We start from the raw sequence: 25,184 nt of genomic DNA, 5'->3' as shown, positions 1-25,184 counted from the left end.
GAAAAAGTTTTAAGGCCAAGGGAGTAATCAATATTTGAATTTCACCGCAACGCTATAATTTGCGGGAGCACCATAAAAGCCTTGCTGGTTCGGGAAATTGAACAGGTATTTTTCATTGGTCAGATTATTTCCGTTGGCCTGCAGGGTGATATGTTCATTCAGCTCATAACTGGCCATCAGATTGACCAGTGCATACGCATCCTGTTCAATCACACCTGCTTGCTGGGTCACGCCATTTGTAGTTGTTTCAGGTACTTCCAGATAGGTTTTATCCTGCCATTGCAGCCCAAGGCCCAGTTTGAGTTTTGGAATTTGCGGTACCTGATAGGTTGTTAACAGATTAAAAGACTGGTTCGGATTAAAGGTACGGGCATCTCCGCCGTTGATCAGATCTTTGAGGCTAAACTGGGTATAACCAAAACTGAGATTGAGATGATCGCTTAACTGTCCAGCAAGACTGAACTCATACCCTTGAGAACGTAAATCGCTGACCTGGGTTTTGCGTAACGTCGGAATACCATCAGAGTCGCGTAGCGGATAATTGCTTTGTTCTGTCCTGAAGATGGCCATGGTGGCGGTCAGTCTGTCATCTAACCAGGAACTTTTAATGCCGGCTTCGTAACTTTCACCTTCAATCGGTTTATTGAGGTTGCCATCTGCCGCTTTGCTGGTTTGCGGACGGAAAATGGAGGTATAGCTTAAATAGCCGGTATATTCAGGACTGAAGTTATACGTCAGCCCGGCATAGGGGAGGACTTTATCTTCATCATAAATGGTATCGGTCCCATAACTGCTGCCTGTACTTTTGGCTTGTACATAATTGGCACCAAGCAGTACTTTGAGATCATCATTCAGATGCAGACGGGTGGCGGCATACAGGCTCTGATTTTTCTGCCGGATATGCATTTCCCCACTGGTTTTCGATAGATCCCAGCTCGGTTCTTCCGGGGTAAAACTGGCTAAATCTGTGGTGAGAGGCTGGGCAAAACGACCTCCGTAACCCAGTTCATCCAGCTGGTTTTCTGCCCAGATATACCCGACAGATGCTTCATGACGTTGTCCCCAGAGTGGATAAGTACCACTGAAACTCAGACTGGCTTGCTGCTGTTTATTGTCATCCAGATACATGCCCGGATAGAGAAACACGCCTGATGTGCCATCAGCCGCTGGCCTGCCGGACAGATATAAAAGTTTTGCATCCCGTTTTGTCCGCTTTTCGTCATAGCTGAGTTTGGCCGTCCAGTCACCCCCGAGTTTTTGTTCAATCTCGGCAAAATAGTTTTTAATATTGCTATCCCAATAGGCCCAGTCCGGACTGTAATTATAGTTTTGTGGATAATGAAGCTGTTCGCCTTCGGTGTTGATGAGCGGATTGGAACCCCAGTTCACGCTATTCGGTTGATGCTGAGTTTCGCTATACCCGGCGGTCAACAGGGTGGTATCGGTCAGATCTGCTTCTAGCACAGCCCCGACACCGTTTTTCTCCAGGCTATAACGCTCCAGATAACTGTCACCCGTCTGCTGATAACCAAACAGTCGCCCTCGGATTCTGCCATCTTCCGTCAGGGCGGAGGATACATCGGCTTCATAGCGCTGGGTATTCCATGAACCGTAACTGGCATTGAGTGCTGCCTGAAAGTCCTGAGTCGGGCGTTTTCGAATCAGGTTAATGGTTGCGCCCGGATTGCCAATCCCATTATTCAAGGCATTGGCACCTTTAACGACTTCAATCCGGTCAAATAAAAAACTATCCGGATTGTCATTATTGTAATTATAGCCTTCAAGCGGCAGCCCAACGCCGTCGACCAGCACATTGGAAATTTCAAAGCCGCGTGAGAGGTAAGAGCTTCGTTCCGTTTCCTGATTGCTCACCATAATACCGGGGGAGTTACGCAGGACATCGCGGGTATTGTTCAGGCTAAAGTCATCCAGTTGCTGGCGCGTGACCACATTGACCGTTTGTGGGGTTTCTTTGAGTGGAATATCGAGCTTGGAGGCTGTTGCAGAGTTTTGAATTATATAACGTTGAGTGTGTTCAGAACTTTGATCTGCCTTAGCGGGTTCAGCGGTCATGGTAATGGTGGCGAGCTGCTGCGTATCTTCTGCAAAGCCTTGTTGACTCACTAAAATTGCAAGACTTAGCAAAGATAGCTTGAAGGATGGGTGCACGATGTAGGACATTTTTGTTAATGAAAATGATAATAATTATCATAAATATTATTTGTTAATTTATTGCAAAGCAATCCTGAATCCATAGGAAATATGAATGAAAGATGAATAAATCATAGAGAAATTAGGAGGTCGTGCTCTTAAGTGTGCGATAGAAGTTAATTATTGTGATGAATAATAAGGAGTTACTGCATTAATTATTTCTGGCCAGATCATGTTGCAGATATCGCTATATATTCTTTTAAATATTCTGGTTGGATGTTCTGGTGTTAAGTGATTGGCTTTTGAATAAGAATTGGGGGATAGAAGAGGTATTTTGCATCTTAGTCTATAAGAGATGACCTCAATTCAATGATCGGGGATAATGCAAAGCTTCTTTATCAAAGTTTTGCTCTGGTGAACAGGATTGGTGTCATATTGCTGTCAGCCATTTTTCAGTTCAACCACCTGAGTTCCTGTTCGCATCGAGATGACTTCATTTTTGAGCTACTCATATCAGCCCTTATGAATGACAGATAATCCAGTGACCTAGATGTTTTCATAAAGATAGACTATACAAAGAACTGAGCCTATTTAAGCATCTTTATTCAATCCGGTATTCAAAGGTATTTTTAATTTTAGCAACTTCAACAGCCTGACCATTGACGATCCGTGGCTGGTATTTGAACTGCCGGGCTGCATTGAGTGAAGGACGCACAAATATCGGATCACAGTCTGTTAATGCTTTAGGATTTACCACTTGGCCTTGAGTATTCACGCTATATTCGACCGTGCAGTTGCCTTCCAATTCATTCTCCAGAGCTCGCATTGGGTAATCCGGTTTCACTTTTGAAATCGGTTTATAGTTTTTTTCATCAAATACAGGCGGAGGTTGTGTATTTTCCGCCACTATCGGTTTGCTGACAGATGGCGCCGGCTGTGTGGTCGCAGCAGGCTGGGCCGGTGCAGGAGGAGCCTCATGCGTCACTACTGCAGTAGTTTGCATGGTGGTGGATGTATGATCTGTCATTGCTTGTGAGCTGGTGATTTTGGGTTGAGGATTTGGCTCTGGTCTTGCTTTGGCAGATTGGTTTGAAACTGGCTTCGCTTTAACCGGCTGAACGGGTTGAGTTGGCGCGGACTGGACTGGTGCAGCGACTGGGGGCATTACTTGAGGTTGAGCTGGTTCTTGAGTTGGCGCATGTTCAGGTTGGAGCTGAGGTGATATGTCAGCTTTTGGAAGCTGTATAAATTTAACCTGTACCGACTTGGGTGTGACTTCTTGGATGGGACTGTCAAAATTCTGGTTTAACACGCTGTAGACCAGGGTGGCATGCAATACAGCCGTCACAGAGAAAGCGACAGCAGTGGCTGGATTGATCCGTGATATGCTTTTCACTGATCCTGCTCCTCGGTGACTAGGCCCAATTGCTCAACGCCACTTTGTTGTAGCAATCCAATGGTTTGTGCAACAAGCTCATAATTGGCGCTACGATCCGCACGAATAAACACCTGAATATCCTGATGGATTTGTAGCAGTGGAGATAATTTTTCTTTCATTTCTGTCAGACTCGTTGCCCGATCGGTGACTTGTGTAGTATCGACACTTTCTCCCACATTCCAGTAATAGCGGCCATCTTCCTGAATCGAGATAGTAATGACTTTTTGTTCCTTGGGGGTGACCAGAGTTTCAGCTTCCAAATTCGGCAAGTTCACTTTTATGCCTTGGGTGAGCATGGGGGCAGTGACCATAAAAATCACCAGCAGCACGAGCATCACGTCGATATAGGGAACAACGTTCATTTCTGCGTTGAGTGCGTGCTTTTTCTGACGTTTCTGCATGTGGTATTAATTCCCTGCCTGTAAAAAACGCAGCATTCGGGTTTGTAATTCATTGCCGAAACTGTAATAACTATTAGAAATTTTTTCTGCACGGGCACTCAGGCGGTTATAGGCAATCACCGCAGGAATGGCTGCAAATAAACCAATGGCAGTGGCAATTAATGCTTCCGCAATACCCGGTGCGACAGCGGAAAGGGTGGCTTGTTCAAGCTGAGACAGGCCAATAAAAGAATTCATGATGCCCCAGACGGTGCCAAACAAACCGATATAGGGACTAACTGAACCCACAGTCGCCAGAAAACTCAGGTGCTTTTCCAGTTTTTCTTCCTGTTCGGTGACGCAGGTGAGCAAACGCCGTTCAACTTGATCGGTCACCGCTGCCGAGGAGAGGCGAGTGCTGGCATGTTGAAGCGCATGAAATTCATCCAGGCCGGCCTGATAGATCTGTCCAAGACCCCCTGATTTCGGCCCGGATGGTTCGGTTGTGGCAAGCGGAAAAGGCTGTTGGCGGAACTGGCTTAAAAAGACTTTATTCGCAGCTGTTTCCTGACGCAGACGAATACTCTGTTTGATAATGACATACCAGCTAATAATGGATGCCAGTAATAAAATCAGCATTACTGCTTGAACCAGCAGACTGGCATGGCTAATCAATTCCCATACTGAAAGCTGTGCTGCAGATGGATTCGACATAAAAACCTCAATAAAATTATTCTTAGATGAAACACAGGTACAGCGCCGTAGGCTGTACCTGAGGCAAGGGCTTATTCCAGACCCAAGGCTTGTGCAATTTTTTCCCAGGCCACATATTTGTAGTTCTGATTGCCTTCTGGCATACGCTTACGTCCGTCCTGAACCACCAGCATACCTTTTTTCCAGATACCTCCCAGATTGGCTGAGGTCACCTCAAGCCCGTCCGTTTCAGAGACCGCATCAATCTCGTGATTCAGATTGGCCAAGATTTTAAATTTCCCGCGCAGCTGATAAGGGGCGGCAGCATCGACCACAACATAACTGTCATCTCCCTGGCTGGAAATGACCAGATAATCACGTACTTGACCTTTATAAATGGCCAGTCCTTCAATGTCTGCCTTGACCTGTTCCCCAACAGTAATCACCGGTTGTAGCTGAATCTGTTTAGGGTCATCCAGCCTGGTGGTCCACACCGCTTTTGCTTCTTCACCGACATAGATCCGGTCATGTTCATCATCCACCACACAGCCTTCAGGCTGGCTAGATACTTTAAACCTAAGGACTTCCTCTACGCTCAGGCCGCTTGCCTTGCTTTGAATCTTATATTGCACAAAAGTGCCATTTTTATCGTTTGGAATGGCAAAGGTTTCACCTTGCCGGTTCTGGTACATACAGAATCCATAGATGTTATTGAGATCTGTTGGCAGTTCTCCTAAATCTTTGACCTGTCCGGTTTTTTGATGGATGCTGAACAGGTGAAGGCTGTTCTGATCGCGGTTGGTGGCGATGGCTAAATCGACTGTCTGTTGCCCCAGTTTGAAATTCGGTCGAATATCAACATTATTCAGACGGCCGACTTTTAAGTATTGCAGCTGTTTCCCGTTCAGGTCGTAGACCGCAAGGCCACCTTGTTTATCTGTACCCAGTACACGTGACAGACGTGGGTTAGCCTGATTGACCCAGATTGCGGGATCATCAGCCGCATCACCACGGCTTGGAACCAAATCGGTTTCGACATCTGCCGGGATGGCTAAGCCTGCTTTTTTAGGAGGCAGGGCTTGCGTGGTCCAGTCAATGTTCAATAGCTTGATCTGATCATCAACCAGTAATAGCTGTTTCTGGTCTTGGGTACCTTTCAGGCTGATACGTTCAGGCTCATCTACATTCTGTAGAGAGAGCGGAGGTAATTTGTGCCATGAAGTACCCTCAATGCGATAGCGGTACAGCATAGCTTTGGATTCATCCATTGCTGCCAGTGCATTGTCGATCAAGCTTAGTCCGCTAACATTGCCTAGAATTGATCCATGCGGATGATTCAAATCTACTGGATAGCGGATCAGATCTGCTTCAGGATCTGCCTCATAGGCCCAAATGCCCACATCTTCTTCATTGATATACAGTTTGTCTTGATAGTCATCTACCACACAAAAACCACTGTTGGGTGGCAGGCTCATGTTACGAATAAAACGAGGGCTAATCTGGTTTGAGCCTTCAGACTGAATCATCCATTGCTCCCCGATACCTTCTTCTCCCACCAGAAAGCTATATAAAGATTGATCAGGCGTGAGATACAGGCAGTTATCTTCGGTTTTAAAGCTACGGGCCGCCAGATAGACAGGCTTTGCCCAGGTTCCGGTGTTTAAATCAAAACGGAAAATGATCGGTTGCTGCTGTAGTAAATCAGTGGTCTGGATAATCAGCTGTTGGCCAATGCTGCGATAGTCAATTTTACTGAACGAGCCGGGAATATGCTGTACACGTTGGGCATTTGAATTCCACAGGCTTAGGCCTTGGGTTTTGCTGCTGGTGAGCACTTGAGCATTTAAACCATCAATCTCAATCCAATGTGCATCTTCGACGGTGATGGGTAACTTGAAAATTTGCTCCACCGGCAGCGCAGGCTGATCCAATGCTGAAAGAGTTTGTTCCAGATGAAGCGGGCTGCTGATGGTGTTCTTTTGGGTATGAGCAGAGGAGGTGCAGCCAGATAAAGCCACAAGCGCTGCACAGAAGGTGCTTAATTTAAAAAGCATTGTCATGATTTTTCTCTAAATAAAAAGTACCCAAAGCCAAAGTGGCTTTGGGTGAGCTAAAGGCTTAGAAATGTGTGAATTTCAGACCAACTTTATAGCTCGGGCCGTATTCTTCGTATTGCGCGTTATAATGACGATTGCCGTTATAGTTGTAATACACTTCATCGGTCAGGTTTTGTGCATTAAAGAACAGCTGGATATTTTTGTTAAAATTCACATGACCGCTCAAATCAACAAACACCTGATCATCGGTATATAAATCTTTTTCTGGCTCATCAATGCCAGAAATTTCATTCAGATAACGGGATTTATAGTTGGCGGCAAGACGCAGACCCACACGGTCGTTTTCCCAGCCGATCATGGCATTACCGACCACTTTAGATTGGTTTGGGAAATTAATGGTTCGGGTCATCAATTCACCATCGACCATACCATCAATATCGGCTTTGGCACGACTGAAGGTGCTGTTGAGACCAAAGATGAAGTTATGCCATTTTTGGCTATAGCCGAGTTCTACACCGTAAATTTTGGCGGATGAACCGTTTTTGAAAGTCATGGCTTCATCAAAATCGATCCAGTCACCAGTGCCTGCAACGTTAGCGTTATAAATAAAGTGATCAATATCTTTATAGAACGCATTCATGGAAATTACGCTGGCATCACCAAAGTATTTCTCTACGCCTAAATCAAAGTTGGAGGCTTCCAGCGCTTTAAGATTTGGATTACCAAACTCGGCTTCATCACCATCAATATAAATTCCCGGTCGGGATTGTTCAAAGTTTGGACGTACCACAGTATTGGTCCATGCGGCTCTTAAAATAGCATCACTACTTAATTGATATTTAAGATGCAGGCTCGGTAACCAGTGATCATAATCATTTTGGGTGGAAACAGAGCTGCTTTCACCGTCCAGAATCCGATAGCCTTGTGTTTCAAAATCGGTATCTTCATAGCGTAAACCCGCAATCACCCGTAACCGATCAAAATCAATGGTATTCATGACGTAAGCGGCATGAATATCTTCCGAAGTTTTATAATCGTTGATGACCGATTCTTCAGCATCTCGCCAGTCATTCAGGTTGAGCTGGGCCAGTTGGTTATGGATCGGGCCACTAGACAAGGTCGGGCCGAACTGTGCCAGTTCATAATGACCGTTTGAACCAAAATGGGCAGGGGATGTGTCTAAATCTTCAACTTTCCAGATTTCAGTATCATTGGTTTTGGTGCGCTGGCTGACTTTTGCCCCAAATTTGAAGATAGATGCATAATCGTTGAGCAGATAATCGCGGCTCAGATCGAATTTGGCATTTTTCTCTTTATCTTTGGCTGTGCTTTTTTCCCATTCTACTTCATCGAGTTCATATTGGCTTGGGTCATAGAAGCTGGCCGCGCCTTTCACGACAGGAATACGCGTGCTTGAATATTGCAGATCATCAAATTCACCGACAAATCCGGCACCGGCAATACCGCCCGGATTCTTTTCCGAGGCTTCGCTATAGCCGAGCTGAACTTCCAGCGTCCACTGATCAAAACGGTTTTTACCGCCTAGCACAAAGGATTTAATTTCCTGGGTTTCTTCACGTTCTTTCAGTTCACGAACTACTTCTGCACTGCCTGGTGTATTTATGGCGAGCGGATCGGAAAATTCAACACCTGCAGCCTGACGGGTTTCATTGTCCTGGAAGCGGCTATATAAGGTACGTAAATAGTATTCACTGTTCTTATTTGGTCGAAAATCGAAATTCAGGCCCGCGCCCAGACGTTCACGTTCAATATCATATTGACGCATTTCTGTTTCTTCGAGCAGGCCATCCTCCCATTTCCCTCCGGTTTCAACGTTATCTGAACCAAAGGTACGCTCTTGCCAGCTCAGGGCTGCAGCGACACCAAAATTATCGGTGCCGGAACCGAGACTGAATTTCTGGCTCACCGCACCTGATACTTTCGGGCTATATTCTTCACGTTTTTCATCATAACCGCCTTCAACTGCAGCCGTATAAAACAGGCCGTCATGATCAAACGCCGACAGACTTTCAACCTGAATGGTCCCGCCCAGTGAGTTTGCATCCATATCTGGAGTTAAGGTTTTAACCACGGTTAAAGACTGCACTAGTTCTGCAGGTAAGACATCCAGCGCTACACCACGGCGCGATGCTTCTGGTGCAGGAACCAGCGTGCCATTAATCGTAACCGCATTCAGATCGGTGCCCAAACCTCGCACTGTAACAAAACGGCCTTCACCCTGGTCACGTTCAGTTGACACTCCAGGAATCCGTTGTAAGGCTTCCGCTGCGTTATCATCAGGTAGTTTTGCAATGGCATCGGCATGCACCACGCTGGAAATCGAATCGGATTTGCGCTGTTCTTTTAATGCTTCATTGATACTTGCGGCCTGTCCAATTACACGGAGGTATTCGGTTGCGGTTTCGGCTGCCAGACTATGGCCAGTGGCCAACATACATAACACTAAAGTGCTGACCTTAAAGGTAAATGCTGCTGTTTTATTACTGCAATGAGTGCTCATTTATATTATCCCCAAAGAGCGCAATGGCTGTTTGTTGAGCACCTTAAATTTGGTCAATGACTAAATGATGACAATAATAAAAGCTGAAATGATATCCACCGATGTTTCAGTCCGGTTTGAGCTGATTTGATGGAAATATTGAGGCTCATGAAGCGCAGAAACGCGTATAAGCACCTGTTAGCAGTGGCATTAAAAGCGAAGCGACAGACTTTTTAAAATTTATCCTGAGCTGATTTGAAAATCGGGCAAAAGCGGCTTGCAATTAAATTGTCATAAAATACTGATTAGCTTATGAAAACAATAATTATGTTCGGGCTATGCTAAAACCATTCTTCTACTATCCACGGCACTTTTTACTGGTGATGATCATGGCCATCGCCTGTCTGGCTTTTTTTATGCTGTCCGGAAATTTTAAAGCACACAGTGAAATTCAGGTGATTGATGTGATTGGGGAGGGGCTGGCCTGTTTACTGACTTTATTATGGATTTATCTCATTCTGAAAAGCCGTCCAAGAGGCTATGTGACCCGATATTTTTATTGGGGACTGACCTTTGTCTTTCTGGCTTTATGGATGGATGTGCTGGATGAATTTATTGCCATCCCCAAAACATTGGTTTGGGATGATTTACTGGAATCCTTTACTACCCCTATCGGTTTTATTGTGCTGACCATTGCTATGGTGAACTGGCATAAAGAGCAGCTGGTCTTGTCCAGAAAATTGCAAACCAAAGAGCATGTATTTCGGGATCACCGTTTATTTGATGCGATTACACCGCTGGCAGATGCCCAATACTTTAAACAGCAATTACAGCATGAAATTAACCAGCGCCATCATTCGGCAAAAAATATCCATCTGATGATGATCAATATTAAAGATTTAAGCGCCATCAATAGAGAGTTTGGTTTTGATACGGGCAATCAGGTCTTGTCGGTCATTGCACAAACCATCAGTCTGAATATCCGACCGTGTGATCTGGTCTGCCGTTTGGCCGGTGACAAATTTATTTTGATGCTGCTGGATCTGGCTGATGCACAGGTTGAGATCATGGCCAGAGAACTGCAGAAATGTATTCAGTCACAAATTTTTTATACACATCAGGATTTTCAGAAATTTAACATCGACTGCCGCTATACCATCAGTGAAGTTCAACAAGACAGCCCAGCTACGGAAATCCAGAAATTATATAAACAGATGAAACATCAGCAGATTATCAAGTTAAGAACAAGGATGTCGGTATGAGCTATCAGAATGATCAGTTGATTCTGCCGACTTATCTGGCACCTGCATTATTGATTGATTTAGCTGAGATGTACGGTGTAAATCCTAACCGTATTTTAAAAGGAACACCGGTGTTTATTGAGGGGCTGATCTCGGTGAATCAGTGTGTTAGTGTCGAACAGCTGATACACATGATCAGGAATTTGCATGAGAGTATTGTGCATCCTGAAGTGCAATTTTTATTTGGTCAGCGTTATATTGAAACTTTAACGCATCCGGCCTTAAATGCCATTGCGTATAGCCAGAATATTAAAGAAGCGATACAGCGCTATGTCGAGTTTCATATATATTTAAGCCCTTGGCTGACGCCGGTGGCTTACTATTCTGATCATAAAATTATTCTGTTCTGGCTAAATAGCCAGGAGCGTCATGCCACCTCTCTGGTTATTAGTGCCATGACGGCTGTCCGGACAATTTTGCTCAATAGTACCCAAGAAGAGCTGAAGATGAACTATCACTTTGTCGGTGCAGAGCCGGAATTTATTGAGCAGTTCTGGGAACATCTGGGAGAGAATATTCAATTTAATAGTCTGGTGAATGCCATACAGATTGATATTCAGGAGTGCACACAAAAACAGAATTATCAAACCAGTGCGATGCGCCAAGCCTACTATCATCAGGCGAAAGTGCTGCAACAACAGTCCGGTCTGGAGCAGAGCTTTCTGCAAGAGGTACATCATTTTTTGATTCGTAACATTCATCAGGCACCGAATCTGGAAGAATGTGCAGAATATTTTCAAATCAGTATTGCGAGTTTTAAGCGAAGATTGAATAAACATAATACCAGTTATCAGCAAATGCTGGATCAGGCCCGTTTGTTTACGTCTATACAATTAAAGACCTTATTTGCCTATAACGATGAGCTGGTCGCCGACTATTTAAATATTAATGATATTCATAATTTTAGAAGGGCATTTAAGCGCTGGAGTAATGTGGTTGTATCCTGATTTAGAGGATTTTATAGAGAGCTGGGACAGGTTTCGGCTTTGAGTTGAGGCCTTGATTGATGTCTCGGATTTCCAAGTGAGTTGCAATTTAATTTCCGTTATTTGTAAGCGTCCGCTGAGCCCCACTTTTTCTAACTCATTAATACCGCGATAGTGTCCACTAAATTTTAAGTGGACACCTATTTATGGATTTAAAGATAGTTATAGACAGCACACCAACGCTAAAAAAGCCCCGTCGAACCTTCACTGCTGAATTTAAACATCAACTTATTCAGCAATGCCAGCAGCCAGATACATCGGTGGCTAAGGTCGCAATGCAACATCAGATCAATGCCAATCTGTTGCATAAATGGATTCGTCAGTCCAGATCAATGGTTCCATCATTAACAATCTCATCCATTCCACAGATCGACTTCCTTCCCGTCATTCTTCACCCGACGCCAGTCAAACAAGAAGCACCTCCGCCACCTGTGCCAGAGAGGAAAGCTACCGCTCATATCAGGATTCCATTACATGATGAACAATGTTCCGTAAAGGATCAGATGATCGAAATCGAATGACCGGTGGAGTCTGCAACTGAATTACTGCTTTTACTTCAGGGCTTGATCAAATGATCCGTATCGATGAAATCTGGTTGTCTACCCAGCCCATGGACATGCGTGCGGGTATGGATACGACCCCATACAGGCAGCTTAGAAAATTCCGCTCTGCTGGCTGGAAATACCTGTCTAGTTCACTGCCATATAGGCAGCTTAGAAAATTCGCCAAAGCAATCAGCGCCTCTTCACCACGTTCACTGCCATGTAGGCAGCTTAAAAACACCCAAAATAAAACCGGAGCATCGCCCCGGTTTTATTCTTCATCTATTTATTCTTCTAACAGGCTTCTTAACATCCAGGCAGTTTTTTCATGGACTTCCAATCGTTGGGTCAGTACATCCGCAGTTGGCTGGTCATTGGCTTCTTCCACCACATCAAAAATACTGCGTGCGGTACGGGCAACTGTTTCATGGGCACGAACCAATAACTCCACCATTTCATTGGCTTTTGGTACACCTTCGACTTCTTCAATCGACGCCAGTTTTACAAATTCTTTATAGGTTCCCGGCGCCGGAAAACCCAGCGCACGAATCCGCTCGGCAATAACATCCAGTGCATTCCATTGCTCGGTATATTGCGTCATAAACATGGTGTGCAGGCTGTTAAACTGTGGCCCGGTCACGTTCCAGTGGAAATTATGGGTCATTAAATATAGGGTATAACTGTCGGCCAGAAGTCGGGAAAGCCCTTCGACAATTTTGGCCCGGTTATCTTCAGAAATACCAATATCAATATGCATCGATGCTTTTTTCATTTTCGCCATGAGTCGCTCCCAAAGCTTGTCGTTATAAGGAATCAGATGATCAACATACATGAATGTAGCACAGTTGCTGCTGCAAAAAGATTGCAGATGGTAGTAATACTGTATAAGCATCATCACCAGAAATCAGAGGAATTTTGAAGATGCTGAGAACGCGCAGATCAGGAGATAGAAAAGTCAATTTGAACAGGGAAGATGAGATAGGATGGATGATCTGCCAGAAATAAATGAAGAATGAGACCGGCTCATTCTTCATTAGGGATGGAGCACTTAGTTCAGTTTTTCATGCTGGATACTGTCACGATAATAGCGACAGCCTTTATACAGCAGGAATACGCCAATCACACCGGCTACTGCATTGACAATTGAAATTGAGTTGCCAACCATCAGTGTGTTTTCAAAATAGTTATCGGTAATTAAAGCCACAGCCGTAGTACCCACACCCAGGGCAATCAGGTTGGAGATTAGCAGGAATTTTGCAGAAACCTGAGCACGTAGCTGGTTGGGAGTCAGCATTTGTGTCGCGGCAGCCGAGGCTGGAATCGGGAAGGTCGAGAAGAACATGGCCACAAAAATCAGCGCAAACGATAAGTACAGATTATCTACCTGGGTAAACAGCATACTTGGAATAATCAGCGCTGCACAGCCCAAAGCACCGGCACGAATAGCCGCATCGCTATAGCCACGTTTGGAGAAAAAGTCGATGAGCCAGCCGCAGAACAGCGCACCCGCCGTATTCGCCACCAGAATAATACAGCCCAAGACATAACCGGTCTGACTGGCATCGAGACCAAAATGACGCATGTAATAGGCCGGTGCCCAGCCTAATAACGAATACAGCATCATGGTGTAGAAAGAGAAGCCAATAAAATGACAGAAGAAAGTTTTCTTGTGCAATTTAATAAAAGCCACCGAGTTCTTAAATGAGGCTTTAACCACTTCACCATCCTGACCGACTTTTACACCTTTACGGCTGGGTTCACGTACGGTCAGAATCATCACCAGGGCCAATAATACACCCGGTAAACCGACAATAAAGAAAGTCAGTTGCCAGGTTTTTAATTCACCAATTATTGGCAATACCACAAAATCGACTTCTTTTAATAAGCCAATCACGTAGCCGCCAATCAGGAAGGCCAGACCAGAACCAATAAAGGCACCAATCGCATAAACACCTAAAGCACGGCCAAGTTTTTCTTTCGGGAACAGGTCAGCCACAATCGAGTAGAAGGCAGGTGACAGGGCCGCTTCACCGGCGCCGACACTTAAACGTGCTAAAAACATCTGGATGAAGTTTTTACTTAAACCACAAGCCGCTGTGGCCAGACTCCAGAAGGCAATGCCGATAGAAATAATTTTAATCCGTGATTTTTTATCGGCCAGTGCGGCAATGGGCACACCCATAAAGGCATAGAACAGCGAGAAGGCCAGGCCTTGCAATAAGCTGAACTGGGTATCACTGAGCATTAAATCGGCCTTAATTGGCTCAATCATTAAGGACAGAATCTGGCGGTCTACAAAAGACAGGATATAGGCCACCATACAGATAATCACCACATACCACTGATAGGTACTGCTGCTGTCCTGCGAACTAGGCGTGGCCGGCAGGTCAATGGGATGAGCCGCTTCAAACTGTTTGCTTTCGGGTTGAATATTCCTTTCAACCGCATCTATCTCTAGAGTTTTATCATTCATTGTGCAACTTCCTGTGCTGAACGTATAAGATAATATGATACGTTTTAAACCTTGTTATTTTTGTTTTGTATCGTCTATCTTCAATTTATTCCTTTCTGCACAGCGGGTCAATCTGTTCTGAATAAAAAGATACATATTTTTAAGTATAAATAAAAAAAGGAATCATAAAGATTCCTTTTCTTGGTTCAATATAGTTCGGCTTAAGCTTCGCCACGTTCTACCAGTGTCAGAATATCGTAGGTGGCGACCAGTTCATTACGCTGGTTTTTCACTTTAATATCCCACACCACCACGCCGTGTGGCTTCTGGCTTGGGTCGCGTTGCTGTTTCGGGGTTTTCTGCTTGCAGGTCAGCTCGACCTGAATGGTATCACCAATTTTCACCGGCTCGACAAAGCGCAGGTTGTCCATGCCGTAGTTGGCAATCACCGGGCCAGGCGCAGCATCAACAAACAGACCGGCTGCGGCCGACACCACAAAGTAGCCGTGTGCGACACGCTCTTCAAACAGCGATTCTGCCGCGGCAATTTTGTCCATATGTGCATAGAAATAATCACCGCTTAAGCAGGCGAAGTTCACCAGATCGGCCTCGGTTACGGTACGGCGTGCGGTGAGCAGACGTTCACCAACACGTAATTCATCAAACGATTTTTTAAATGGATGAACCCGATCTTCAAACACCTGAGCACCGGCGGTCCAGCTATGCCCAATCTGGGTCATGGCATTCGGTGAACCTTGAATTGCGGTGCGTTGCATATAATGTTTTACCGCGCGCAAGCCGCCCAGTTCCTCACCTCCACCAGCACGACCCGGACCACCATGCACCAGATGCGGCAATGGCGAACCATGACCGGTACTTTCTTTGGCGCTTTCCTCATCCAGCACATGCACACGGCCATGCCACGGGGCAATCTTGGCAATCAGCTGTTCAATATTCTGCTCGCAATCACGTACCACCGAGGCCACCAGACTACCTTCACCGCGTGCCACCAGACCGGCCAGTTGTGCCAGATTATCATAGGCCATCAGCGTTACCACCGGACCAAAGGCTTCAATCTGATGCAGGCTGCTGGCCTGTTCAGGCTGTTCACAGACCAGTACAGTTGGTGGATAGAATGCGCCGAGTTCAGGTTGATCAGCCTGAATACTAAAGTCCTGACGTAAATGGCTACCAAAGACAATTTGGGCTTCCTGGCTTAACTGTTCCACCTTGGCCGCCACGTCCTGTTTCTGTTTGAGGCTGGCCAGTGCGCCCATAGTGACCTGATCCAGCTCCGGATTACCGACCACCACTTTTTGCAGCTTGGCAATCAAACGTTCTTGTACGGTCGCTAAGAGTTCACGTGGCACAAAAGCACGACGAATTGCAGTACATTTCTGGCCTGCTTTGCTGGTCATTTCGCGGAAGACTTCACGCACAAACAGGTCAATTGCCGTTTCGCTGGCCTGTTCCGTCAGAATGGCGCTGTTGACGGAATCGGCTTCCATGCTAAAGGGAATCGAGTACTGATTCAGGTGCGGATGTGCACGTAATTTCTGGCCGGTTGCCGCAGAACCGGTGAAAGTCACGGTATCTTGTGGAGTCAGCTGCTCAAACAGGTCATAAGTCTGGCCGCAAATCAGCTGTAATGCACCTTCCGGTAAATACCCGCTGGCATGAATAGCTTTAACCACGGCATGGGTCAGCTCGGCACCTTCGGTCGCCGGTTTAACAATACATGGTACACCGGCCAACAAGGTTGGCGCGATTTTTTCCAGCATGCCCCAGATCGGGAAGTTAAAGGCATTAATATGCACCGCCACGCCTGCTTTCGGGCTTAAGACGTGTTTGGCGCCAAAAGAGCCATGCTTGGACAGTGGAATCCAGCTGTCTTCCACCCAGGCGGTTTCATCACTCAGTTCGCGGCGCACCAGACTGGAGTAGGCAAACAGGGTACCAATACCACCTTCGACATCAATCCAGGCATCTTTACGGGTACAGCCGGTGGCTTTGGCCAGTTCATAAAAGTCTTCTTTACGTTCCAGCAGATATTGCGCCACCTGTTTTAGCGCATTGGCACGCTGATGAAAAGTCCAGGCAGCAATCGCCGCGCCATGCTGTTTGGCATAGTCGACCACCGCACGGGTGTCGAGGCCAAAGCTACTGACCTGATAAATGGTTTCACCGGTAATGGCATGCTGTACCGGACGGAAATCCTGACTGGCGACAAATTCCTGACCGCATACCAGTGAGCTTAAGGTCTTCAGTGCCGGGCGAACGCTTGAATAATCAGTCGCTTGTGATTCCGTCTGCGCTGTCTGGGTGTCTAACTCAAGCATGATATAACTCCTTTTATGATACGTTTTTGAGTAATATTTTAGTTTTGATGTTTCATAATTTCTGACTTTAACGCGATTTTGTCAATCATATTTCTGCTCAAATTTTGCAATAAAAAATTTTTTAAAAAATAAAAATATTAAAAAACAATAAATTGAGTTAATTTTGTGAATTATTTTATTTGATACTTAAAAATTAATATTGATTTTTAAAATGTATCGTTTTAATTTTAATACCAGAACACTTGGGATAAGTGAGGATAAAATGACAAATCAACTTCACAGCTTTGAGCAGGCAATTGAAAAGGACATTTCAATTGAACCTAAAAACTGGATGCCAGAGGCTTACCGTAAAACCCTGATTCGCCAGATTGGCCAGCATGCACATTCCGAAGTGGTCGGCATGTTGCCAGAAGGCAACTGGATTACCCGTGCACCTAGCCTAAAACGTAAGGCCGTATTGCTGGCCAAAGTGCAGGATGAAGCCGGTCATGCGCTGTATCTGTACAGCGCGGCAGAAACTCTGGGCGCCGATCGTGACGACATGATGGACAAGCTGATTGCCGGTCGCATGAAATATTCATCCATCTTTAACTATCCAACCCTGAGCTGGGCCGATGTAGCCGCGATTGGCTGGCTGGTCGATGGCGCAGCGATTGTGAATCAGGTCGCGCTTTGCCGTACCTCTTATGGTCCGTATGCCCGTGCCATGGTGCGCATCTGTAAAGAAGAAAGTTTCCATCAGCGTCAGGGCTTTGAAGCCATGATGCAACTGGCCAACGGTACGTCAGAACAAAAACAGATGGCGCAAGATGCGGTTAACCGTTTCTGGTGGCCGGCGCTGATGATGTTTGGTCCAAGCGATGACAACTCGCCGAACAGCGCGCAAAGTATGGCCTGGAAAATCAAACGTTTCAGTAATGATGAACTGCGTCAGAAGTTTGTCGATAACACCGTACCACAAGTGTTGCAGCTTGGCCTGAGCGTGCCAGATCCAGATTTACGTTTTAATCAAGACACTGGCCATTACGAGTTTGGTGAAATTAACTGGACCGAATTCTTTGATGTGATTGCCGGCAAAGGCCCATGTAACCACGAACGCATTGAAGCACGTCGTAAAGCCTGGGAAGGCGGCAAATGGGTGCGTGATACCGCAGCCGTTTATGCCCAGAAACAACAGACCCAGCAACAACAACAGAAAGTTGCTTAAACAGCTCACATACGGAAATGAAGAAGGAATACGCTCATGGACAATAAAAATCACTGGTCTTTATATGAAGTGTTTGTACGCAGCAAACAGGGTTTAAGCCATCGTCATGTTGGCAGCCTGCGTGCATCTGATGATGAAGTGGCACTGCAAAATGCACGTGATGTTTATACCCGCCGCAATGAAGGGGTGAGCATCTGGGTGGTGAAATCGGAACTGATTACTTCATCTCAACCAGATGAAAAACCGGAATTTTTTGATCCTTCACTGGACAAAGTCTATCGTCACCCGACGTTTTACAATATTCCAGATGGCATTGAGCACATGTAAGGAGCAGTACAATGAATCAAACTGTATTAGCACAATTTCTCCTGCATGTGGGCGATAGCCAGCTGATTTTATCGCACCGTCTGGCCGAGTGGTGTGGCCATGCGCCGGAACTGGAGCTGGACATTGCACTGGCCAATATCGGTCTGGACCTGCTCGGTCAAGCACGTACCGCTTTAAGTCTGGCTGGTGAGATCGAAGGTTTGGGCCGTGATGAAGACAAACTGGCTTATTTCCGCACCGAACGTGAATACCGCAACCTGTTGTTATGTGAACAGCCGAATGGTGACTTTGCCCAGACCATGGTACGCCAATGGTTGATGGATCTGTACCACCTGGAGCTGTTTAGCGCTTTAAGCCAGAGCCAGCAGGCCGATGTCGCTGCTTTTGCGGTGAAATCTTTAAAAGAAGTCAAATATCATCTGCGTTTTTCTACCACCTGGATGGAGCGCTTAAGTCTGGGCACTGCCGAAGCGCATGAGAAAACCCAGCAGGGTTTGAACCAGTTATGGCGTTTTACTGCAGAGCTGTTTGAACAGACCGCAGATGAGCAGCAGCTGGTCGCACAGGGCATTTTACCAGACTTTGCACCTTTAAAAGCCGCCTGGACGGCACAGGTACAGACCGAACTGCAACGTTTTGGCCTGAGCCTGCCAGACACGGGTGCGTATCGTAGCGGTGCCAAACAGGGCCTGCATACCGAACACCTGGGCTTTATTCTGGCCGAACTGCAATATATGCAGCGTTCCTATCCAAATATGGCCTGGTAATTCAGCTTGATCACAGGGAGTGAGTCGAATGAATTTAATTAGACATTGTCTAGATGAATGCTGGGATGCGCTGGCGCAGGTGTCTGATCCGGAAATTCCAGTGCTGTCGGTGCTGGATCTGGGCATGATTCGCGGCGTTGAACTCAACGCGCAAGATGAAATTCTGGTGCGACTGACCCCGACCTATAGCGGATGTCCGGCCACCGATCTGCTTAAAGATGAAATTACCGCGGCGTTTCAAAGTAAAGGTCTAACCCCGGTTCAGGTGGTGGTGGATTTATCGGAAGCCTGGACCACCGACTGGATGAGCGAAAGCGGCAAGCAGAAGCTGCAGCAGTACGGCATTGCACCGCCACAAGGCCAGTCACATCAATGTGGTACGCATGTGGCGCTCAGTGATGGCATTCGCTGTCCACACTGTCATAGCCAGCAGACCAAATTATTAAGCGAATTCAGTTCCACAGCCTGCAAAGCCTTATACAAGTGTCAGGACTGTCTTGAACCGTTTGACTATTTCAAATGTATATAAGCATGACAAGCATCGTCGGCATGCAAGAGGGATTTTCACATGAGCCAATTTATACCTTTAACCATTAAATCAATTCAGCCACAAACCGAACAGGCCATCTGTATTGCCTTTGATCTGGCACCTGAACAGGCCGATTTATTCCAGTATCAGCCAGGCCAGCATCTTACCATCCGTCATTTGACCGAGCAGGGTGAAATCCGTCGTTGTTATTCAATTTGCAGTGATCGTGCTGAAGACATGAGCATTGCCATCAAGAAAATTGATCAGGGCCAGTTTTCGACTTGGGCCAATGAACATCTTAAAGCCGGTGATGTACTGGAAGTGATGCCACCACAAGGCGTATTTTTTCAAAAAGCAGCCAAAACTGGCGGCCAGAATTATCTCGGCTTTGCTGCCGGCAGCGGCATTACCCCAATTTTGTCGATTGTAAAATCGGTGCTGAATCATCAGCCGGGTGCGCATTTTACCTTGGTTTATGGTAACCGTTCCTGGAAACAGACCATGTTCTCGGAACAGATCATGGATTTAAAAGACCGTTATAAAGAGCGTCTACAACTGGTCAATGTTTTCTCGCGTGAACTGAATGACAGCCAGTTACTCAATGGCCGGATTGATGCGGAAAAACTGCAACAGCTGTTTCAGGCGGGTTTAATTCATTCCCAGTTCGATCACTGCTTTGCCTGTGGTCCGGAAGAGATGATGAATGCGGTGGAAACAGTGTTACCAGAACTGGGCATCGAGCGCAGCAAAATTCACACCGAGCGTTTTAATACCGGTACTGTGCCGAAAGCCAGCGCTGCGCAAATTGAAAGCCGTAGCGAAGAGAAGGTCAATATTATTCTCGATGGCCGTGAACTGATTGTCGACGTTTCCAAACAGGATGACAGCATTCTCGATGCCGCCTTGCGTGCCGGTGCTGACTTGCCTTATGCCTGTAAAGGCGGGGTCTGTGCGACCTGTAAATGCAAGGTGCTGGAAGGTGAGGTCGAAATGGCCATTAACTACAGCCTGGAAGAAGATGAAGTGGCCAAAGGCTATGTGCTGAGCTGTCAGGCACGTCCGACCAGTGCCAATGTGCGCTTGAGTTTTGACGAATAAGCAGCGGACAGGGAGTCACAAGCCATGGATTATTTAAAAAGCAGTCTGGCTGCGCCGGGTGTGGTGTTAATTGAACTGAACCGCCCGGAAAAGCGTAATGCCTTGAACAATGCCACCTTAAAAGAACTGGCTGATCATCTGCAGCAGCTGGATGCAGATTCCAGTGTAAAAGCCGTGGTGATTACCGGCAATCCGCAATGTTTTGCTGCCGGCGCAGATTTAAATGAACTGGCGCAACTGGATGTGGTGAGCATCCAGCAGGATCAGCGTCCATTGCTGTGGAAAGGCATTGATGAGTTTTCCAAGCCACTGATTATGGCGGTCAATGGTTATGCACTGGGGGCAGGTTTTGAACTGGCCCTGCATGGCGACATGATCATCACCGGTGAAAATGCCCAGTTTGCACTCCCTGAAATTGGTTTGGGCATGTTACCAGGCGCCGGTGGGACCCAGCGTTTGGCGCGTCTGGTTGGGCAGCAACTGGCGATGCGCTGGGCCATGACCGGAGAGATGGTCTCCGCCACGACCGCCTTGCAACACGGCATTAGCAGTCAGGTCTGTCCAAGCGGCCTTACGGTGCAATATGCACTGGAACTGGCAACAAAAATTGCAGCGCAGGCGCCACTGGCTATCCGTGCCATCAAACAGTCCTTAAAGTCGATTCATGAAGTGACCTTGAGCCAGGGCCTCAAATTAGAACGTCAACATTTTGTCTGGCTGGCCGCGACCCAAGACCGTCAGGAAGGCATTCAGGCATTTTTAGAAAAAAGAAAACCGGAATTTAGAGGTGTGTAATGGATTACCAAACAATTATTGTCGAAGAAAAAAATGCAGTGGGCTATTTGACCTTTAACCGTCCGAAGCAGCTCAACAGTTTTAATGAAACCATGCATCAGGAAGTGTCCAAGGTTATGAAGGCCTGGGCCAAAGACAGCAAGATTCGCGCGGTGGTCATTTCTGCCGAAGGTCGTGGTTTCTGTGCCGGACAGGATTTGAATGACCGCGTGGTCGATCCGAATGCCGATGCACCAGATTTAGGCCTGTCAATTGAAAAATATTACAACCCTTTAATCAAGCTGATTACCGATATGCCCAAACCGGTGCTGTGCGCAGTCAATGGGGTTGCGGCCGGTGCTGGTGCCAATATTGCTTTGGCCTGTGACATTGTACTGGCGGCAAAATCGGCGTCTTTTATTCAGGCTTTCTGCCGTTTAGGTCTGGTTCCGGATTCTGGCGGCACCTGGTTCCTGCCGCGTCTGGTTGGCCGTGCCCAAGCCATGGGGCTGGCCATGCTGGGTGATAAAGTCAGCGCAGAACAGGCGCTGCAACTGGGCATGATCTGGCAGGTGGTAGAAGATGATCAGCTGAAAGCCGAAGCCGAGAAAATGGCCGAGCATTTAGCCAAACAGCCGACCTATGGCCTGTCCTTAATTAAAAAAGCCATTCATGCTGCAGCCGACAATAATCTGGATGAACAGCTCATTCTGGAACGTGACCTGCAGCGTCTGGCCGGCCGTTCAAGTGATTATAAAGAAGGCGTCCAAGCCTTTATGCAAAAACGCACACCGCAATATACAGGATGCTAATCATGGAACAACTTTGTTTACAGCAGGCCCGTGTCGCGGTGATTGGCGCCGGCACCATGGGCATTGGTATTGCACAATTGGCGGCGATGCATGGCCATCCAACCCAGCTGTTTGATGTGGATGTGCAAAAATCTGAGGCTGCTTTGGCACAATTGAAAACACAGCTGGAAAAACGTGTTACGGCCGGGAAAATGACAGCGCAGCTGTTACAGCAAACGCTGGCCAATTTAACGATTGCCAGCGATCTTCAGGCACTGGCTGATGCACAACTGGTGGTTGAAGCCATTGTGGAAAAGAAAGAGGTCAAACAAGCGCTGTTTCAGCAACTGGCGGCACTGTGTCCAGAAGAAACGATTTTTGCATCTAACACCTCATCCATTTCCATTACCGCCATTGCCGCGGCAATTCCACAGCCTGAGCGTGTGGTCGGACTGCACTTTTTTAATCCGGCACCGGTAATGAAACTGGTAGAAATTATTCGTGGCCTGAAAACCTCAGCAGAGATTGCACAGGCATTGTTCAGCCTGATGCAAAGTTGGAATAAAGTGCCAGTGACGGCCAAATCAACTCCGGGTTTCATTGTCAACCGGGTGGCGCGTCCTTATTATGCCGAAGCTTTTCGTGCCTTACAGGAAAATGTCACCACGCCTGAACAATTGGATTTTATCATGCGTGAATGTGGCCGCTTTGCCATGGGGCCATGTGAACTGACCGACTTAATCGGGCAGGATGTCAATTTTTCCGTGACCCAAAGCGTGTATCAGGAATTCTTTTATGAGCCGCGCTATCGTCCGTCTTTAATCCAGAAAGAACTGGTGGATGCCGGCTGTTTCGGCCGTAAAAGCGGGCAGGGTTTTTATGATTATCGTCAGGCTGAACGTTCACCGGCCTATCGTTTGCCGGCCATGCCGAGCGTTGCACCGGGTGAACTTGAGATTGAGGTCAATGGGAGCTGGTCACATTCTAGCGGCTTGATCTCGCGGATTCAGGCTGCCTCACAGCTGAAGGTGCAGCGTCAGCCGCAGGCAGATGAAGCGATTGTGCTGGGTGATGTACGCCTGCGTTTAAGCCGCGGTGAGTCGGTCGAGCTGGACTATAGCAAGGACAAAGTGGTGCTGATGGACTGGCATGCTGACTGGAATGTGGCACAGGCGTTACCAATCGTGGCATCACCGGCCTGTAATGCAGCCGATATCGCCAAAGTCGAGCAGTTTTTTGCTGCGATTGATCTGATACCAATCTGGACTAAAGATCATGCAGGTCTATATGTGCTGCGTACCATTTCCATGCTGGTCAATGAAGCCAGTGAAGCAGTACTGCATGCTATAGCAACCGAACAAGATATTGATTCAGCAATGAAATATGGTGTGAATTATCCGCAAGGTCCATTCCAGTGGGCAGAAAAAATTGGATATAACACTATTTTACAAATTTTGGAAAATATGTATCGTATTTATGCTGAAGAGCGCTACCGTTGTAGTATATATTTAAGCAAGAAGGCTGCACAGGAACGTACGCAGTCAGAGCAAGAATTAGAATTTCGCCAAGCAGGCTAAGGAAACCACAGGACATGGAACAGGTATTTATTTGCGATGGAATTCGCACCCCAATTGGCCGTTATGCCGGTGCGCTCAGCAGCATCCGTGCAGATGACCTGGCTGCCTTGCCAATACAGTATTTAAAAGCCCAGCATCCTGAACTGCCTTGGCAGGAACTGGATGAGGTGATTTTAGGCTGTGCCAATCAGGCTGGTGAAGATAACCGTAATGTGGCGCGTATGGCTGCCTTGCTGGCCGGCATGCCGGACAATGTCGCGGGCATTACCCTAAACCGTCTTTGTGCTTCAGGTTTAGATGCGGTTGCCACAGGCGCGCGTATGATCAAGGCTGGTGAAGCGCGGTTTGTACTGGCCGGTGGGGTCGAGTCCATGAGCCGTGCGCCTTTTGTCCAGTCCAAACCGGAAACCGCTTTTAGCCGTACCCCGGAAATTTTTGACACCACCATCGGCTGGCGCTTTATTAACCCGAAATTTAAAGCGCAGTTTGGTGTCGACAGCATGCCGGAAACCGCCGAGAACGTTGCAGAAAAATACCAGATTCATCGTGCCGATCAGGACCTGTTTGCCTATCGTAGCCAGCAGAAAACTGCAGTGGCCCAGCAAAACGGAATTCTGGCCGAAGAAATTATGCCGGTTGAAATTAAAGACCGTAAGAAAAACAGCATCATCTTCCAGACCGATGAGCATCCACGTGCTGACACCACGCTGGAGGCTTTAGGCAGCTTGAAAACCCCGTTTCGTAAAGAAGGTGGTTCAGTCACTGCTGGTAATGCTTCCGGGGTAAATGATGGCGCTGCCTGTGTCATGCTGGCCAATCAGGCTTTTGTCGATCAGCATCAGCTCAAGCCTTTGGCAAAAGTGGTGGCTTCGGCCAGTGCCGGTGTTGAAGCTAAATATATGGGCATTGGGCCGGTGCCGGCGGTACGTAAAGTACTGGCGCTGACCGGGCTAACCCTGGACCAGATGGATATCATTGAGTTGAACGAGGCCTTCGCCGCACAGGCACTGGCGGTGACCCGTGAACTGGGCTTGCAGGAGGATGATGCCCGGGTCAATCCAAATGGCGGCGCGATTGCCTTGGGACATCCACTCGGGATGAGTGGAACGCGTCTGGTGATTACCGCCATGAAAGAATTAAAACGTCGTCAAGGGAAATATGCACTGTGCACCATGTGTGTCGGTGTGGGCCAGGGCGTGGCCATGATTATCGAAAATGTGGATGAGGACACATCCAAGTAAAAAATACAGCACTCAATCAGGATGATTGAAAAGG

Annotated in this window: 21 protein-coding genes; 12 read left to right on the top strand and 9 right to left on the bottom strand. The window is 47.0% G+C overall.

Going from position 1 to position 25,184, the window contains the following annotated elements; all coding sequences use genetic code 11:
* Nucleotides 1–27: 27 nt before the first annotated feature.
* From FTU67_RS06820 to FTU67_RS06795, 6 genes are all read right to left on the bottom strand, one after another.
* Nucleotides 28–2,181, bottom strand: a complete 2,154-nt coding sequence (locus FTU67_RS06820) for a TonB-dependent siderophore receptor (protein ID WP_168384492.1) — start codon at nt 2,179–2,181, stop codon at nt 28–30.
* Nucleotides 2,182–2,752: 571 nt separating this feature from the next.
* Nucleotides 2,753–3,547, bottom strand: coding sequence for an energy transducer TonB (locus FTU67_RS06815; RefSeq protein ID WP_005177323.1), 795 nt, complete (start codon nt 3,545–3,547; stop codon nt 2,753–2,755).
* A complete protein-coding gene (gene tolR / locus FTU67_RS06810) occupies nt 3,544–3,990 on the bottom strand; it encodes a protein TolR (protein ID WP_005177325.1) in 447 nt (148 codons plus the stop codon). The genes FTU67_RS06815 and tolR overlap by 4 nt, the downstream gene beginning before the upstream one ends.
* 6 nt (nt 3,991–3,996) lie before the next feature.
* A complete protein-coding gene (tolQ, locus tag FTU67_RS06805; protein ID WP_180061583.1) occupies nt 3,997–4,683 on the bottom strand; it encodes a protein TolQ in 687 nt (228 codons plus the stop codon).
* 71 nt (nt 4,684–4,754) lie between these two features.
* Complete coding sequence (locus FTU67_RS06800; RefSeq protein ID WP_180061582.1) at nt 4,755–6,722, bottom strand: phytase; 1,968 nt, start codon at nt 6,720–6,722, stop codon at nt 4,755–4,757.
* Between the two features lie 58 nt (nt 6,723–6,780).
* Entirely contained in the window at nt 6,781–9,240 is a 2,460-nt protein-coding gene (locus FTU67_RS06795) for a TonB-dependent receptor (protein WP_180061581.1), read from the bottom strand.
* Nucleotides 9,241–9,557: 317 nt separating this feature from the next.
* Between FTU67_RS06795 and FTU67_RS06790 the strand changes: the two genes are divergently transcribed.
* From FTU67_RS06790 to FTU67_RS06780, 3 genes are all read left to right on the top strand, one after another.
* A complete protein-coding gene (locus tag FTU67_RS06790) occupies nt 9,558–10,481 on the top strand; it encodes a GGDEF domain-containing protein (protein ID WP_104988725.1) in 924 nt (307 codons plus the stop codon).
* A complete protein-coding gene (locus FTU67_RS06785) occupies nt 10,478–11,467 on the top strand; it encodes an AraC family transcriptional regulator ligand-binding domain-containing protein (RefSeq protein WP_005177339.1) in 990 nt (329 codons plus the stop codon). Before FTU67_RS06790 ends, FTU67_RS06785 begins: the two co-directional genes overlap by 4 nt.
* 185 nt (nt 11,468–11,652) lie before the next feature.
* On the top strand, nt 11,653–12,027 hold the full coding sequence (locus tag FTU67_RS06780) for a transposase (protein ID WP_180061580.1): 375 nt from the start codon (nt 11,653–11,655) through the stop codon (nt 12,025–12,027).
* Nucleotides 12,028–12,334: 307 nt separating this feature from the next.
* Here the strand turns inward: FTU67_RS06780 and FTU67_RS06775 are convergent, their stop codons facing one another.
* The 3 genes from FTU67_RS06775 to paaZ form a co-directional block, all read right to left on the bottom strand.
* Nucleotides 12,335–12,829: a Dps family protein gene (locus FTU67_RS06775; protein WP_005177343.1), complete on the bottom strand. Its 495-nt coding sequence runs from the start codon at nt 12,827–12,829 to the stop codon at nt 12,335–12,337.
* Between the two features lie 267 nt (nt 12,830–13,096).
* Complete coding sequence (locus tag FTU67_RS06770) at nt 13,097–14,521, bottom strand: MFS transporter (RefSeq protein WP_180061579.1); 1,425 nt, start codon at nt 14,519–14,521, stop codon at nt 13,097–13,099.
* A 200-nt stretch (nt 14,522–14,721) separates the two neighbouring features.
* On the bottom strand, nt 14,722–16,839 hold the full coding sequence (paaZ, locus tag FTU67_RS06765) for a phenylacetic acid degradation bifunctional protein PaaZ (RefSeq protein WP_180061578.1): 2,118 nt from the start codon (nt 16,837–16,839) through the stop codon (nt 14,722–14,724).
* Nucleotides 16,840–17,101: 262 nt separating this feature from the next.
* Here paaZ and paaA point away from each other — a divergent pair, with 262 nt between their 5' ends.
* Genes paaA through pcaF form a run of 9 tightly spaced genes read left to right on the top strand, consistent with a single transcriptional unit; the run spans nt 17,102 to nt 25,150 of the window.
* Entirely contained in the window at nt 17,102–18,046 is a 945-nt protein-coding gene (paaA, locus tag FTU67_RS06760) for a 1,2-phenylacetyl-CoA epoxidase subunit PaaA (protein ID WP_104498663.1), read from the top strand.
* Nucleotides 18,047–18,082: 36 nt separating this feature from the next.
* Entirely contained in the window at nt 18,083–18,373 is a 291-nt protein-coding gene (paaB, locus tag FTU67_RS06755) for a 1,2-phenylacetyl-CoA epoxidase subunit PaaB (protein ID WP_005177351.1), read from the top strand.
* Nucleotides 18,374–18,384: 11 nt separating this feature from the next.
* Nucleotides 18,385–19,140: a 1,2-phenylacetyl-CoA epoxidase subunit PaaC gene (gene paaC, locus FTU67_RS06750; RefSeq protein WP_180006550.1), complete on the top strand. Its 756-nt coding sequence runs from the start codon at nt 18,385–18,387 to the stop codon at nt 19,138–19,140.
* A gap of 28 nt (nt 19,141–19,168) precedes the next feature.
* Complete coding sequence (gene paaD / locus FTU67_RS06745) at nt 19,169–19,669, top strand: 1,2-phenylacetyl-CoA epoxidase subunit PaaD (RefSeq protein WP_180061577.1); 501 nt, start codon at nt 19,169–19,171, stop codon at nt 19,667–19,669.
* Nucleotides 19,670–19,708: 39 nt separating this feature from the next.
* Nucleotides 19,709–20,767: a 1,2-phenylacetyl-CoA epoxidase subunit PaaE gene (gene paaE / locus FTU67_RS06740; protein WP_075174494.1), complete on the top strand. Its 1,059-nt coding sequence runs from the start codon at nt 19,709–19,711 to the stop codon at nt 20,765–20,767.
* Nucleotides 20,768–20,791: 24 nt separating this feature from the next.
* Nucleotides 20,792–21,562: an enoyl-CoA hydratase-related protein gene (locus FTU67_RS06735; RefSeq protein ID WP_016658266.1), complete on the top strand. Its 771-nt coding sequence runs from the start codon at nt 20,792–20,794 to the stop codon at nt 21,560–21,562.
* Nucleotides 21,562–22,353 carry a 2-(1,2-epoxy-1,2-dihydrophenyl)acetyl-CoA isomerase PaaG gene (gene paaG / locus FTU67_RS06730; protein ID WP_016658265.1) on the top strand — a complete coding sequence of 264 codons (792 nt, stop codon included), beginning with the start codon at nt 21,562–21,564 and terminating at the stop codon, nt 22,351–22,353. Before FTU67_RS06735 ends, paaG begins: the two co-directional genes overlap by 1 nt.
* A 2-nt stretch (nt 22,354–22,355) precedes the next feature.
* Nucleotides 22,356–23,909, top strand: a complete 1,554-nt coding sequence (locus FTU67_RS06725; protein WP_180061576.1) for a 3-hydroxyacyl-CoA dehydrogenase — start codon at nt 22,356–22,358, stop codon at nt 23,907–23,909.
* Between the two features lie 14 nt (nt 23,910–23,923).
* Nucleotides 23,924–25,150, top strand: coding sequence for a 3-oxoadipyl-CoA thiolase (gene pcaF / locus FTU67_RS06720; RefSeq protein WP_180061575.1), 1,227 nt, complete (start codon nt 23,924–23,926; stop codon nt 25,148–25,150).
* Nucleotides 25,151–25,184 lie beyond the last annotated feature (34 nt).

The sequence above is a fragment of the Acinetobacter sp. YH12132 genome, assembly GCF_013418645.1.
GTDB lineage: Bacteria > Pseudomonadota > Gammaproteobacteria > Pseudomonadales > Moraxellaceae > Acinetobacter > Acinetobacter indicus.
Note: the sequence above shows the minus strand (reverse complement) of the source record. Positions and strands in the feature narration are given on the sequence as shown.